Origin of the sequence: Sphingobacterium sp. B29 (assembly GCF_001952815.1) — a bacterium.
In the GTDB taxonomy this organism is placed as follows: Bacteria; Bacteroidota; Bacteroidia; order Sphingobacteriales; family Sphingobacteriaceae; genus Sphingobacterium; species Sphingobacterium siyangense.
Genome location: NZ_CP019158.1, coordinates 1,326,363 through 1,341,619, shown reverse-complemented (window position 1 = coordinate 1,341,619; position 15,257 = coordinate 1,326,363). Strand labels below are relative to the sequence as shown.

At 37.9% G+C, this 15,257-nt stretch carries 14 protein-coding genes; 7 read left to right on the top strand and 7 right to left on the bottom strand.

From position 1 onward, the window contains the following. Window positions 1-50: 50 nt before the first annotated feature. The 3 genes from BV902_RS27980 (at window position 51) to BV902_RS05645 (ending at window position 2,490) form a co-directional block, all read left to right on the top strand. Window positions 51-512 (top strand): S46 family peptidase, encoded by a 462-nt coding sequence (locus BV902_RS27980; protein WP_237241985.1) that lies wholly within the window; start codon window positions 51-53, stop codon window positions 510-512. Continuing rightward, a complete protein-coding gene (locus tag BV902_RS05650; RefSeq protein ID WP_237241983.1) occupies window positions 484-2,190 on the top strand; it encodes a S46 family peptidase in 1,707 nt (568 codons plus the stop codon). The genes BV902_RS27980 and BV902_RS05650 overlap by 29 nt, the downstream gene beginning before the upstream one ends. A 120-nt stretch (window positions 2,191-2,310) precedes the next feature. Beyond that, entirely contained in the window at window positions 2,311-2,490 is a 180-nt protein-coding gene (locus BV902_RS05645) for a histone H1 (protein WP_070562307.1), read from the top strand. 59 nt (window positions 2,491-2,549) lie between these two features. Here BV902_RS05645 and BV902_RS05640 read toward each other — a convergent pair whose 3' ends face one another. The 7 genes from BV902_RS05640 to BV902_RS05610 all read right to left on the bottom strand — a co-directional run bounded on the left by BV902_RS05640 (window position 2,550) and on the right by BV902_RS05610 (window position 11,248). Next, window positions 2,550-3,341: a GLPGLI family protein gene (locus tag BV902_RS05640; RefSeq protein ID WP_075991114.1), complete on the bottom strand. Its 792-nt coding sequence runs from the start codon at window positions 3,339-3,341 to the stop codon at window positions 2,550-2,552. Between the two features lies 1 nt (window position 3,342). Continuing rightward, window positions 3,343-6,060: an outer membrane beta-barrel protein gene (locus BV902_RS05635; protein WP_075991113.1), complete on the bottom strand. Its 2,718-nt coding sequence runs from the start codon at window positions 6,058-6,060 to the stop codon at window positions 3,343-3,345. A gap of 254 nt (window positions 6,061-6,314) precedes the next feature. After that, complete coding sequence (locus BV902_RS05630) at window positions 6,315-7,103, bottom strand: GLPGLI family protein (protein WP_075991112.1); 789 nt, start codon at window positions 7,101-7,103, stop codon at window positions 6,315-6,317. 18 nt (window positions 7,104-7,121) lie between these two features. Next, window positions 7,122-9,845 carry an outer membrane beta-barrel protein gene (locus tag BV902_RS05625; protein ID WP_075991111.1) on the bottom strand — a complete coding sequence of 908 codons (2,724 nt, stop codon included), beginning with the start codon at window positions 9,843-9,845 and terminating at the stop codon, window positions 7,122-7,124. A 183-nt stretch (window positions 9,846-10,028) separates the two neighbouring features. Next, complete coding sequence (locus tag BV902_RS05620; RefSeq protein WP_075991110.1) at window positions 10,029-10,382, bottom strand: hypothetical protein; 354 nt, start codon at window positions 10,380-10,382, stop codon at window positions 10,029-10,031. Next, window positions 10,375-10,926, bottom strand: coding sequence for an RNA polymerase sigma factor (locus BV902_RS05615; protein ID WP_075991109.1), 552 nt, complete (start codon window positions 10,924-10,926; stop codon window positions 10,375-10,377). The genes BV902_RS05620 and BV902_RS05615 overlap by 8 nt, the downstream gene beginning before the upstream one ends. A 7-nt stretch (window positions 10,927-10,933) precedes the next feature. Then, a complete protein-coding gene (locus tag BV902_RS05610) occupies window positions 10,934-11,248 on the bottom strand; it encodes a hypothetical protein (protein WP_145327816.1) in 315 nt (104 codons plus the stop codon). Between the two features lie 107 nt (window positions 11,249-11,355). On the opposite strand from BV902_RS05610, the gene BV902_RS05605 reads away from it, so the two are divergent. From BV902_RS05605 to BV902_RS05590, 4 genes are all read left to right on the top strand, one after another. Further along, window positions 11,356-12,726 carry a dipeptidase gene (locus BV902_RS05605; RefSeq protein ID WP_075991107.1) on the top strand — a complete coding sequence of 457 codons (1,371 nt, stop codon included), beginning with the start codon at window positions 11,356-11,358 and terminating at the stop codon, window positions 12,724-12,726. Window positions 12,727-12,787: 61 nt separating this feature from the next. Beyond that, a complete protein-coding gene (locus BV902_RS05600) occupies window positions 12,788-13,690 on the top strand; it encodes a LysR family transcriptional regulator (RefSeq protein WP_075991106.1) in 903 nt (300 codons plus the stop codon). 80 nt (window positions 13,691-13,770) lie between these two features. Further along, window positions 13,771-14,751 carry a c-type cytochrome gene (locus BV902_RS05595; RefSeq protein ID WP_075991105.1) on the top strand — a complete coding sequence of 327 codons (981 nt, stop codon included), beginning with the start codon at window positions 13,771-13,773 and terminating at the stop codon, window positions 14,749-14,751. Between the two features lie 31 nt (window positions 14,752-14,782). After that, complete coding sequence (locus tag BV902_RS05590) at window positions 14,783-15,253, top strand: DsrE family protein (RefSeq protein WP_075991104.1); 471 nt, start codon at window positions 14,783-14,785, stop codon at window positions 15,251-15,253. The last annotated feature ends 4 nt before the right edge of the window (window positions 15,254-15,257 follow it).

Genomic DNA, 15,257 nt, shown 5'->3' with positions numbered 1-15,257 from the left:
AGAATTAAAGCATTTTTGTAGGGTATAAACAAACTTTTTATCAGGTTGATATGAAAAAATTATGGATGTGTTTGTTGTTCATCACAACAAGCTTTGCTGCATTTGCCGATGAGGGAATGTGGTTTTTAATGTATCTAAAGCGTCTGAATGAGTCAGATATGCAGAAAAAAGGGCTTCGCTTAAGTGCCGAAGAAATCTACAGCATTAACCACTCTAGCTTAAAAGATGCAATCGTACAATTCAATGGTGGCTGTACTGCTGAGATCGTTTCTGATCAAGGCTTGGTATTCACCAACCACCACTGTGGATACGGTGCTATTGCTGAACTTTCTACACCAGAAAATGATCATTTAACAAATGGTTTCTGGGCCAAATCAAAAAATGAAGAGTTAAAGCCTAAATCTTTGTCAGTTCGCTTTTTTGTACGCATGGATGATGTTTCAAAACGCATCTTAGGTTTGGTCAACAACAAAATGGCTGAAGATGAACGAAAAAAAAATCATTGCTGGTGAAATTGCCAAAATTCAAAAAGAGAATAGCGAAAATGGTAAGTATGTAGTTGAAGTAAAATCATTCTACCAAGGCAATGAGTATTATTATTTTGTATACCAAGATTACAATGATGTCCGTTTGGTGGGAACACCCCCAAATAGCATTGGAAAATTTGGCGGTGATACGGATAACTGGGAATGGCCTCGTCATACCGGAGATTTCTCAATTTTCCGAGTTTACGCCGATAAAAATGGTAATCCAGCAGAGTATGCACAAGATAATGTCCCTTTGAAACCTAAACATTTCCTACCTGTCAGCTTAAAAGGTGTTCAAGAAGGAGATTTCGCGATGATCTTAGGCTATCCTGGTCGTACCAATCGCTGGATGCCCGCTGGGGGAATCAATCAGAATGTTAAATTCGCTTATCCAGCTTGGGTGGAAGCTTCTAAAACAGGTATGGATGCCATGAAAAAATTCATGGATCAAGACCAAGCTGTAAAATTGAACTACGCTTCAAAATACTCTCAGGTAGCTAATTACTGGAAAAACCGTCAAGGAATGATTGATGCTTTGACATTACATAAAACTGCGGAATCTAAAGCAAAAGACGAAGCTAAATTTGACAAATGGGCAAATAAAGCCGCAAACAAAGCAGAATACGGTGATGTCATCAAAACAATCAACGAATTTTATGCTTCGACAAACGAGAAAGCTAGACATGACAACTATTTAATGGGCATGTTGCGTTCTAGTGCAATTGCAGCTTTACCGAACACAATTGGATCAGGTTTAGAAGTATATACTGCTGGAGATGAAGCAAGAAGAAACGCTATTCTTCCTCGTTTAAAATCCGCCATCGATGCAGGTTATGAAAAAATTTACATGCCGCTTGAAGAGCAAGTTTTGATTGACGAATTGAATCTTTATGCTAAAAAAGCAGGAAATATTGCACCATATATTGCAGAATTGGCTGCTAAAAATAATGGTGACTTTACGGCTTATGTCAAAGAATCTGTGAAGAACAGCATCTTCGCTTCTGCTGAGCGTTTGAACAATTACCTGGAGAACCCTAACGCTGAAATTTTAGCCAATGACCCATTGTATAAACTTTCTTCCGCCTTACTTAACAGATACCGTCAAGTAGATCCTAGCTGGAAAACACAAGACGACAAATTTGAAGGTGCTTATCGTAAATATGTCGCTGGGGTATTAGCTTCGAATCCAAAAGGTAAATTCTATCCAGATGCGAACAGTACGTTACGTTTAACTTACGGTTCGATCAAAGGCCTACCACAAGATCCCCGTAATGACGCCGACAAAAACTTTTACACGACGTTAAAAGGCACTATTGCGAAGTACAAAAAAGGCGACGAAGAGTTTGATTTACCACAACGTTTGATGGATCTGTACAATAATAAGGACTATGGTCGTTATGCCGACAAGAAAGGATATTTACCAGTAAACTTCCTAAGTGACAACGACATAACAGGCGGAAACTCAGGTTCACCAGTAATAAATGGCAACGGCGAATTAATTGGCCTAGCTTTTGATGGTAATATTGAAGCTATGGCTGGTGACGTGATCTTCGACCATAAGCTACAACGTACAATTTCAGTTGATATCCGTTATGTATTATTTATCATCGATAAATTTGCAGGAGCAACCAACATTATTGACGAACTTAAGATTGTTGAATAGTTTTTTTTTAAGCTTTTTCGATAAAAAAAAAACGAAATTTATTTTCTATTTGATTCGTTTTTGTATATTTAAGGAGTGTTTAGGAAAAACCATAAAAACTAAAATTATAATTATAAAAAAATGGAAAACTACGTAAAATTAAAAGAGTTAGTAGCTTCTATCGAAGCTGATGCAGACAAGTTCTTCAACAATGGTAATTCTGCAGCTGGTACACGTGTACGTAAAGGATTACAAGAAATCAAAACCTTAGCACAAGAACTTCGTAACGAAGTTACTGCTAAGAAAAACGACGGAAAATAGTTTTTTCGAAGTTAAACATAAAAAAGGCCTTTCAAATGAAAGGCCTTTTTTGTTGGTTTTTACAGAAATGTACAGGCTATCACCAAATTATAAATCTTAATACCCAGGTAATCACCGAAAGAGGCCTTCAGTTTATCATAAACCTGCTGCCTGGTCAAGGGTTTATCTTTCTTCTTTAACAGGGTAGCCGATGAAGGGTTTACGGCTCCCAACTCCACCTTCGTTGCAAACATATTGTAATGCAGCTCTGGAACAGCCAAACCAAGAATCATCCCCGGTAGTCCATTAAAGGCCGAAGGACCTCCCGAAACAGGAATTTGATCCGTATAAAAAGCAACGGCATAGATGGAATCCAATACAAGTCCATTGGCCCTACGGCAGGGGTAACCTGCGATTTCACGGTATTCATTCGTGATTTTCCACTTGATCTTTAATGTCGAATCTGTCACGACAACCCGTTCCCCGCCTAACTCAAAGACAGAATTAAATGCTTTACTTTTCAAATTTTGGTAGCCACTTATTCCTGACTCAAAAATCCCAGACCGCATCAGCCCGCTAACAACATCCGAATATTCTTCAGCAATATGCTCATAGAGGACCTCATCATTAGAAAATGTCAGTTTCTTTTTTAACACCTGGTTTTCGGGAATCTGCCCGATCATTTCTTTGATGGAGTTACGTGTATCCTCGTCTTTTGCATAGGTTGCATAGCGTTTGAGCAGGTTTTTAAGAAACACGGTTTTGTCATAAGTAATTGTTCCTTGCGTAGGAAAATAAGCATATTGTCCAAAAGCTGTGGTTCCCCAGAAAAAGAACAGCAATAGGGCGAGTAAATTTTTGATATCTTTCATTTTATTTCGATTTTACGAGCATTTTATTTATTTCCCAAGTGAGCTTAACCATATAATATCTGCTGATTGTGTTGTATCGGCGTTCGGTCAGTAGTGTCCCGTTTTGACTTCTGTCAAAACCCACATTCTGTTTGAGGAGGTCATTAACCATAAAGGTCAATTCCAACTTTTCATCTTTTCGGAATTTTTTCGATAATGCAGGGCTCAGCACAAATCGTTCAAATTTTTTACTGTACACCGCCGTAGGAGCCTGATAATTATAGCTAAAATCTGCCCGCACAATAAATTTAGCCGGAAGAAAGTACTTTAGGTTTCCTTCAGATGAAAACGTAAATCCCTTACTATCTTCCATTGCACCAATGGAATTGTCTTGTATAAGATAGCCTGGAGACAATTCAATACCAAAGTCCAAGCCTTTCGTTGTCGATCGCTGTAGACTATAATTGAATCCATAACGCTGCACTTTGGCATTCGCCAAAACAGTATTGACATAGTTATAATTGTTGCTGAGAGATACCGATGGACCGCCTCCATGTCTCAATTGAATTTTTTTCCATAATTTGCCGTAATACATTGGCCTGATACTAATTTGATTGTTGCTATTATGATTCAAATTTCCCCAAACAAATGTAGTCTTACCCAGTGAATCAATCGTTGTATTTTGCACCAAAGCATTGTTTGTACGTGATGCACTTAAAAATATACCTATAAACTTATCTTCCAATACGGAATACGTTCTAAAGCTTAGATTCAGATTATTGGTGTAGGATGGTTTCAAATTTTCGTTACCTAGATATTCATTCAAAGGGTCCAAATTCGACCGGAGTGGCTGGATCTGATTTAAAGAGGGCAAACCATTGGTACCCTGATATTCCAAATTGATCGATTTATTTTTCTGTATTTCATAATTAACATCAACCAGCGGATTATACACAAAAAATGATCGTGAGAGTCTCGAATTCTCCATGCGGTTTAATTGCGACAGATTACTGTTCTCGAACTTATTCGAGACATTGACCACCAGCTTTTCCAGGGGCTTGTAATTAATTGCGAAATTATAGGTGTTTTTTATCGTTTTATATAAGAAATCATTGCTATACAAACTATCTAGTCTATCAAAAGTACCGGTATTCTGATTTTTATCGAAAGACCTAACTGCGTTGTTATTTCTGTTGAGATTCAATCCATATTCGAAAGAAAGGATAATCTTTTTTGAAATCGGTTCGGAATAAGCAAATTCACCCCCCGTGGAAAAAGAGCTATTTTTCACAAATTTCTTCTGGTCGAGAGTCGAATCTCTTTCAGCATTCCCTTCTTTGTAAAATCTAAGTTTAGAAAACAAATCTTGCTCGCCATCCTGTTTATTGCCCGATGTAAAATAGTTGAATGATAACGAACGGCCTTTCTTTTTAAAACGTCTTACATAGAGTGCTGAGGCATTATACTGTTCTGACCTAGAATCGTTCTTAAACTTTCGCATGTTATCGTTGATCTTTTGATCAAATTGATTTACAGTAGTTGATTGTGTCTCTGAAGAACTATGATCATGTCTTTTGTTTGCACCTGCCCAAACCGTTAAATCCGACATGGAATCGACCTTAAATTCATATTTCAAACCAATATTATGCTTTCTGTTCTCATTTGAAGCCAATGTGCTGCTATTGCTAGTCAATATCGTGTCGCGTGCCGCATTGCGCGTAAACACGCTGCGATCCAGATCAACATCGGATCGGATATGCTTATAGTCGATTCGCCAAGCATGCTTTTTGTTAGCGGTTTTATCTGAATATAGAAATCCCGTATTCAAGGACTTAGGAATACCTTCACCATTAAAATTATCGCCTCTATCGTAATCACCCCCCATGCTTGATACCTCCTCATAACTGAGTCCGCTCTTGCCGGTATTACTTGCAATCAAATAAGCCGAAGCTTTAAACGATTGATTAAAATAGTTCAAAAAGCCCTGTCCAGCGTAGAATTTATCACTACCTCCACCAACATCCACTTTGCCGAATATTCCGCGTCTAGCTTCCTCTTTTAACTTCACGTTGATTGTCTGTGTACGTTCACCATCATCAATCCCTGTTTTCTCAGCCTTATCAGACTTCTTTTCATAGACCTGAATTTTATCAACCATATCAGAACGAATATTCCGGCTTACTAAAATAGGATCGTCACCAAAGAACTCCTCCCCGTCAACAAGCATTTTCTTCACTGTTTTTCCTTGGGCAGTAATTTTTCCAGAGGCATCGACGGTAATCCCAGGTAAGACTTTCAACAAATCTTCAACTTTGGCGTTTCTTTCCACTTTAAAACTTCCTGCATCATATTCCGTTGTATCGCCCTTGATACTAATGGGCACCCGTCCCATAACAATGACTTCCTCCAGCAAGGTTGCGCTGCTGGTCATTCCAATAGACATGTTATTGTAATGCTGCCCTGGCAAGATCTCCGCGTAATATTCACCATACTTCGGATAGGTTACAATGATAAAATATTGTCCAGTATCAGGCCGCTCAAGAGAGAACTTACCATTTTCATCCGAACGGGCAAAATTGGTCAAAATGGAATCTTTAGCTGTTAACAACATAATTGTTGCATTATGCAGCTTAAGCTGATCTTTTACATCAGTGATTTTTCCTTCAATACGGGATTGAGCATGAACTATTCCGCAGAAACAGAATAAAATAAGTAAAAGTAGTTGCCCCACTCTTTTCATAATATAGTTTTGGATAGTATATAATTATATAAATAATAAAATTCGTGCACAAAACTAATATTTTGTTTCAGTTAATTTTAGTTTATCTCAAAAAAAATACAAGTAATAAAAAGATATTAAAAAAATAAAACAAACCATTGATTAACAACATAATACAAATTAAAAATCATAAAAAAAGCTCTTCAAAAGAAGAGCTTTTTTATCTAAACAGTTAGAAATACACAACATATTATTTAAACAGCATGCTGTGATCTTTATAAATTGCCAAGTTCCATAATAAATTGAACAGTTTCTTTGTTCATGTGTTGAGACAGCACACTTGTAATTTGATCTGTCATGGCCTTTCTTGTCATTCGCTTGACCTTTGTATTCTCAAATTTCTTTTTGTCCATCACAACTGTGTTGCTGAGTTCAACTTTTGTTGCAAAATAGGAAACGTGCTGACTAGGTACGACCAAGCCTAAAATCATTCCCGGAAGACCATTGATGGACTCTGGACCGCCACTGATAGGAATTTCATTGCAGTAGTATCCAATGACATAAATGGAATCCGGTGTAATACCATTGGCTCTTCTGCAATTGTAGCCAGCGATCTCACGGTATTCATCTGTGATTTTCCATTTGATACGCTTCATGGAATCCTGAACGATGATTTTTTCACCTACGATATCGTTGTATCTCAAAAAGGATCGGTTGGACATATTTGAAAGTGTTGCTGCATCAAAGTCTAGCGCAAGCATCATAATATACTGCTTAATCTCTGCATCCAGGCTCTCGTCTTTTACCGACTCGAACAAAGTCTCCGTGGTATTGAATTTCATTGACTTCTTTAACACGGCACTTTCTGGTAATCTCGGTATTATACGCTCAAAAAACTGTTTTGAGTTATCATCGGCCTTAGCGATGAATTTTTTACTTACGATATTCTTCATATACATCGTCTTATCGTAGGAAATAGTTCCCGATCGACCAAACAACGTATACTGTGCTTTAAGACCTAAGGCTGAACAACAGAAGAAGATAAAAAAGATATATTTTAACATTGTATTTCGCTTAATATTTTATAAAAACATTTTTGTAAAATCCCATGATAGTTTAAGCATATAATATCTGCGTATCGTATCATATCGGCGTTGGGTAAAGACAGAAGTCGATGCCGATCGACTAAAGCCTTTGTTCTGGTTAAGAACATCGTTGATCATAAAATCCAACACCAACGATTCATTTTTCAGGAATTTCTTGCTTACACCCGGATGCAACAAAAACTGCTCAAACTTCTCATCAAAAGCTTTGGTGGCCGCCTCGTAGGAGTAGGTATAATTGGTATAAACCTTAAATGTTTTGTTGAAAAAATACTCCACACTTCCGTTGGAAGCGAAAACAAAACCATTACTGTTGGTATTGCGCTCCAAACTTGATTTCATCAAACGATATTGCGGACTAAAGTTCAGGTCAAAATTTAAACCTGTCTTGGTATCTCTCTTGAAATTATACGTAAAATTAAAGTTCGTCGTATTTACTTTATTCAATTGGTGATTGAACATATTATAATTATCACTCATATTCACATAAAACTGTGGCGAGTTGGACAGGCCAAGTTTTTTGCTCAGCTTGAAATAAACTCCAGACCATACGTTCAGGGAAGTATTTGTCTTACCATCAACATTATTCCAAGTATATGTATTAATCCCTTTTAGGGTATCAATATTCTGCGTAATCGGGTTCTTTTCGGTAGAAATATTACCACCGACATAAACATAGTTTCCGGTCAACACACGGAACGAATTATAATTCAGATTTAATGAGTTTCTAAATGATGGTTTTAAGTTTTCATTTCCCAAATAGCGATTAATCTGGTCTGAGTTATCCAAGATCGGTTGGATCTGGCTTAAAGAAGGCAATTGATTTTTACCGGTATAGTTCATCCATAACCCCTTAGTTTTTGTAAAGGAATAACCTGCACTTACATTTGGATTATACGTAAAGTAACTTCTTGTAATCCCCTCGCTTGTATAGTTATTGAACTGTTTCAATTTGTCATTATTGAAATTATTAGCCACAGTGAACTTAAATTTTTCAGTTGTATGAACAACAGCCAATTTGTACCTATTGCTGCTTCTATCAAAATCATAGTTATTACTGAAACGCCGATCCAATTGCGTATAATTTCCGGCTCCATCACTATTGAAAGACTCCACGATGGAACTACTATTACTTTGCTCAATTCCTGTTCCCACAACAAGGTTCCAAATTTTGGATAAAGGTTCGGTATAGGAAATTGAAGCGCTTAACACGTCACTGGTATTGTTACGCACCTTACTTTGATCTGTAGTTGAGTCTGTTTTTAAGCTATAATTTCTCAGGTCGGAATTTAAATGTCCAGTACCTTTCATCTCATTTCTTTTCCATTGACCATCGAATGTAAAAGAACGTCCTTTTTTCTTGAATTTGTGCGTAAAATAAGTGCTAAAATTGAACTCGTTGATATTATTTTTCACCAATTCTCGCGTATTCTCAGCAATAGTTGTATCTGCATTTTGGCCAAACTGATAAGCTTCACGCTTGTTATCTGACCAGAGATTCTTTCTTGATGCCCCGCCTCGTATGGTTAAGAGATTTAACGAATCTAATTTCAGGTCATATTTCAGATTGGCACGATGCTGGTCATTTTCAGAATCTACATTCTTCACTGATTTGTTATTGATCAAACCAGTTGTAATCGTTTCATCATTTCCATCGCTGCTCAATCTTCCGTATTTATAGTTAATGTTGACTGTATGTTTATCCTTATCAAATTTATCCGAGAAGTTAACGCCCGAATTTATGGCCTTAGGTACACCAATAACTCCTTGTCCAGAAAAAGGATCCGTAAAATTAGACCAGCTCATCGATCCGTCATCACCATAGGAAACACCTGAATCACCACCATACTTTTGTGCATCCTGCCAGTTCATGCTCGTGGTACCATTATTACCGAAAAGCCCATAAACTGATATTTTCTGCGATCCCTTAAACTTGTTCAACATCAATTGCCCCATATAGTAGTCGTCGGTTCCACCGCCAAGAAGCGCTTTTCCGAACATGCCATTTTTAGAGCCTTCTTTTAGCTTTACATTGATCGTTTGCTCACGCTGACCGTCATCCACTCCTGTTCGCTCTGCCTGCTCGGATTTTTTCTCGTATACCTGAACTTTATCCACCATATCCGATCGGATATTTCGTGTCACCAGTGTCGGATCATCACCGAAAAATTCCTCACCGTCTACCAATACTTTTTTGACTGTTTTACCTTGTGCAGTAATCTTTCCAGATGCATCAACCGTGATGCCAGGCAAAGCTTTCAACAGGTCTTCAACCTTGGCATTCTTCTCAACTTTAAAACTGCCGGCATCATATTCTGTGGTATCACCTTTAATTGTGATTGGGATGCGTCCAGTAACGATGACTTCTTGTAATAATGTGGCTGTATTTGTTAGACCAATAGCCAATTTGGAGTAATCCACACCAGATTGAATCTCCGTATAAAAATCGCCATACTTGGGATAACTCACAATCAGCACGTAAGCTCCTGTATCAGGCTTGGCTAAGGAAAACAGACCATTTTCGTCAGATCTCGTAAAGCCTGTTAATATGGAATCTTTAGCGGTCAACAGCATAACTGTTGCATCTGATAACTTTAGTTGGTCCTTTACATCACTTATTTTTCCAGCAATCTTGGATTGGCCCAAAGCCAAACCAGGAATAGCAAAAATGAAAAATAAGAGAATTTGTAAAACTCTTTTCATAAAATTGTTGGATAGTAAATTAATATCAATATAACATTAGTAGATAAAACCAATGTTTTGTTACAGTAAATTTAATTTTATTTCTTAAAAATTGGATTTTGGTTCATAGTTCCCCATTCGAGCAAAATAAGAGGTCCTTTTTACAGCAGCTCAGATCCGATGTATTCATACAAAAGATCTTCACTATACCTGATAATGCCTCTTCTTTTGCATATTGATCAAACGCCACAACTGAAGACAGAAAAAGCATATCAAAACAGCAAAAGATAACTGGCCACCAATCGTGCTATAATTTTTAAGATCCGGGGCAATGTCTGCAACTTGAATTTTGGCCATCAGATAATTATTGAACATCATGCCACAAACAGTCCCAAGAAGAAAAAATGTAATCGCATACTTTTTATTTGACAGGGCTTTCTCTTTATCTTTCTCGAGCGCAGCAATACCGTTCATGATACGTTGTTCAAAATCATCAAATGGCATTTCTATTTTACTCATTTGCATAACTTTCTTGAATTTTTCCTGTTCCTTATCCATAATACTCCGCTTTTTTAATTAACTGACTTAAAATGATCTGCATATTTTTACGGGCCCGGTGCAAGATCACTTTGGTATTCGCTAATGTCCAGCCCATAATCTCTTTAATTTCATCCATCGACTGTTCTTCGAGATAGAACAACCGTAATGCAACAGACTCGCGAGCGGGCAGAATAGTGAGTGCATCGTTGATCATTTCTTTTCTTTCGTGTTCAATTATTTCATCCAATACGGAATCTTCATGCGACATGTCATGGTGGGATAGATCAAAATTGACCAACTCCAGTTTCTTATGACGAATGGCATTAAAAGCAACATGCACAACAATTCGGTAAAACCAGGTACTAAATTTCGATTTCCCTTTAAAGGAAGACAGCGATTGATAGCATTTTATAAATGCATCCTGAACGGCATCTTCTGCCAAATGCTCTTCCTTTACAATAGAAAGAGCGACAGAAAATGCCATATCTTTATACGTTTTTATAAAATAACGATAGGATTCCACATCGCCTGATAGAACTTTTCGAATATAGATTTCATCCATTGGCGGGTTAAATATCGCGTTTTTTATCCAATCGGTTAGCAATTATCATTGCAACACCCGCAGAAATAATCAAAATTGCGACGGCAAGTGAATCTGGCAAATCAGTATTCATGTAGTTGTCCAAAATTCCCACAATGAATAATCCTATTCCTATACCAAGTACCAAAATCCCGGGCTTTTGCCAATCTAGTGACTCTCTTTTCTTATTTTCACCCGGAATCTGTACAGCCACGCTCCGATACCGCATAATAAAATAAACACACAAGGTGATACATGTAAATAGTCCGATTCCTAAAATGGCTCCTACTGATTGCTTTTCCATAATTATTTGAATTAGTTTTTACATTAGTCGCAACCATCCCCGAAAAGGTTACAACAAATTGAGTTAAATGTCTCGATTTGTGTAAATTTGTTTCAAACACAAACAATATGCAAAACATTAAAGAATATGTAGAAGCAAACAAGCAACGTTTTTTGGATGAGTTGTTTGATTTATTGCGTTTACCATCAGTAAGTGCCGATCCTAAATTTAAAGGAGATGTTGAAAAAACTGCTGAATTTGTTGCTCAGAAATTGCGTGAAGCCGGAGCCGACAATGTAGAAGTTTGTCCTACCGCTGGTAATCCAATCGTTTATGGAGAAAAAATTATCGATCCGGCACTTCCTACAGTGTTGACATATGGTCATTACGACGTACAACCTGCTGATCCATACGAGTTGTGGGATACCCCTCCTTTCGAACCGACGGTTCGTGATGGCAAAATCTATGCACGTGGTTCTGCCGATGATAAAGGTCAGTTTTATATGCATGTAAAAGCCTTCGAATACATGATTAAAAATGATGCATTAGCATGCAACATCAAATTTATGATTGAGGGTGAAGAGGAAGTGGGCTCAGTCAATTTGGGCACATTTGTTAAAGAAAATACAGAAAGACTGAAAGCTGATGTTATTGTTATTTCCGATACATCGATGATCAGCATGGCTCAACCATCGTTAGAAACTGGCTTACGTGGACTTTCTTATGTTGAAGTTGAAGTTACGGGGCCTAATAGAGATTTACACTCCGGCGTATATGGTGGAGCAGTAGCCAATCCGGCGACGATATTAGCAAAACTGATTGCATCATTACATGACGAAAATAATCATATCGCTATCCCTGGATTTTATGATGATGTTGTCGAATTGACGGCTGAAGAACGTAAAGCATTAAATGAAGCACCTTTTGACATTGAAGCATACAAAACTGACCTGGGTATCCAAAATATCTGGGGAGAAAAAGGTTTCACAACATTAGAACGCACCGGTATTCGCCCAACCTTAGAAGTAAATGGTATTTGGGGTGGTTATATCGGTGAAGGCGCCAAAACGGTATTGCCTTCAAAAGCGAATGCAAAAATTTCAATGCGTCTTGTACCAAACCAAAACTCTCACCGTATTACGGAGCTTTTCAAAAAACATTTTGAATCTATTGCACCAGATTATGTGAAAGTAGAAGTTAAACCTCATCATGGTGGTGAACCTGTCGTCACACCGACCGACAGTGTTGCTTACAAAGCGGCAGAAAAAGCCCTGCATGACACCTTTGGTGTTAAACCTATCCCAACGCGTGGTGGTGGTTCGATCCCAATCGTCGCTCTTTTTGAAGAAGTATTGGGTTTAAAGACTGTACTCCTAGGCTTCGGACTAGATAGTGACAACCTACACTCTCCCAATGAAAAGTATGGTATTGAGAATTACCTTATGGGAATATCAACAATTCCTTTATTTCATAAATATTACGCGGAACTAAGCAAATAATTTAGTTTTTCATTAGATAAAGGGTTATTTTTAAATTTTAGAAATAACCCTTTATCGTTTTATGGATTTTGATTTTCGTTTAATTGTATTTTACACTGCGGCTCAGCACCTTAATTTCACCAAAACGGCTTCGGCCCTTTTCATCTCACAACCAGCCGTAAGCAAAAACATCCAAGAACTAGAGAAGAAACTTGGCGTACCACTCTTCGAAAGAAAGGGCAACAATCTTAATTTAACCGATTCAGGTCAAATTCTCTATAAATATGCCCAACAGATTATCAATCTGTATAATCAGGCGGGCCAAGAAATACAGGAGTTGCAGGAAGGGCGAAAAGGAAATCTGGTCTTAGGAGCCAGCACAACCATCTCCCAATATGTTTTACCTGCTCTGCTTGCCGATTTTCTATCCCAATATCCCAACAACCGTATCCAGTCTTTTCAATCCAATAGCCGCAGTATTGAGGAGCAGCTTATCGACAAAACATTGGATTTAGGTATCACCGAGGGGTCTACCGACAACCGAGCGCTGAAATACATTCCTTTTATGAAGGATGAGCTAGTTCTGGTCACAAATAGCCAAAACCCACTATTAGCTCAATTAAAAAATCCAATACTATCCGATATCACGCGCTTACCTTTGGTACTACGCGAGCAGGGCTCAGGTACACGAACAATTATTGAGAATGCACTAAAAGATAAAAGCATTAATCTATCCGAAGTACAGATAGAAATGATCTTGCCTTCAACAGAGAGTATCAAAGGCTACCTTGCTCGTCGCAATAGCTTTGCTTTTTTATCTATTCATACAGTGCAAAAAGAAGTGTTAAATAATCTATTGACCATTGTTGATATTCCACAATTGACAATAGAACGTTATTTCTATTTTACCCATTTATATGGAGGCCTTGCCGGTACGCCCAACCAGTTTCTGCAATTCTGTCTGCGGCAAAACTTCAAGTTATAACCAAATGTTATATCTCATAAACAAACTTCGTTTTAATTCCAGATTTGAGGCGGCTAGATTTGTACAAATGAATTAGCGTAATGGAATATAAAAAACTAACAGATTATTTAAAGGCACTCAGCTGGATCATTGTAGCATTGGTTATTACATGTACGACCTTATGTGTATTTCCACTAAAACATGAGGAAAACAAAAAGCAAACAGATTCTCTTGAAATGCGCAACGACTCGCTTATTACGCACGTTTCCCAATTTAAGGAAATCTCATTCAAAGATAATCCCGAAGGTAAAATGGCCAGTTATGGTGAAAAGCTAATCAAAAATACATACGATTATTTCTATGATGGGGAGGTCAAAATCGGGAACAAGCTTGCCTGCAGCAGCTGCCATCTCAATGGAGGCACAAAGGCTTTTGCCGCCCCTTATGTCGGGCTCACCAATGTCTTTCCAACCTATATTGGACGAGAAAATAAGGTTGAATCACTTGAAGAGCGCATCAACGGTTGCTTTGAGAGAAGCATGAACGGCCGAGCCATTCCTGAAAATAGCAAGGAAATGAGAGCCATTATCACCTATATTAAAAACATCAGCATAAATACAGTTAATAAAGGTCGGTTGGCAGGCCAAGGATTTATAAAAATGGATATTCCCAACCGTGCTGCGGACTTGAAACATGGTCAATTGGTCTTTGAGAATAAATGTACAAGTTGTCATGGAAAGGATGGTCAGGGGCTACCACAAACAGCGGGAAAAGGATATCAATATCCACCCTTATGGGGAAAAGACAGCTACAATGATGGTGCTGGAATGGCACGATTGCTTACCGCGGCTCGTTTTATCAAAGCTAATATGCCTTTAGGCGCAACTTATGATGCACCTCAATTGAAAGACGACGAGGCCTATGATGTCGCAGCATATATCAATTCTTTCGATAGACCTCAAAAAACAAACAAGCAATTGGACTATCCTAATCTAAGCAAAAAACCCAAAGATAGCCCCTATCCACCTTATGCCGATAACGTTAGTACAGAACAACATAAACTCGGACCTTTTAATTTTTAAACATAAATACCCCATTAAATCAATAATAAATATGAAAAAACAATTTACAATCGCTTGCATTTTAGTAGCGATAATGACTATTCAAGCGAAAGCACAGGACAATAAATTGTTGCTCAATAACCATCAATATAGCGGTGCCGTTGCTAAGAAAAAAGCGTATAAAGCCATTTATCAGCTGGACAGCAATGATCCAAAAACAATTGAAAAAGCAATCCGTAATATTAACAATGTTTTGAAAGACCCACGGTTAAAAGGACACTTACAGATTGAGTTGGTTGCATTTTCCGGTGGTACCGAAGCTTACCTAAAAAAGAACAGCCAATATGAGAAACCTTTGAAAGACCTCGTCGAGAAAGGCGTTATCGTAGCCCAGTGCCTGAATACGTTGGAAGAGAAACATATTGCCAAAGAAGAACTATTTGATTTTATAGGCTATGTTCCTAGCGGAAATGGTGAATTAATCTTAAGAGCAAATGAAGGTTGGGTTATCGTTAAACCATAAGTAT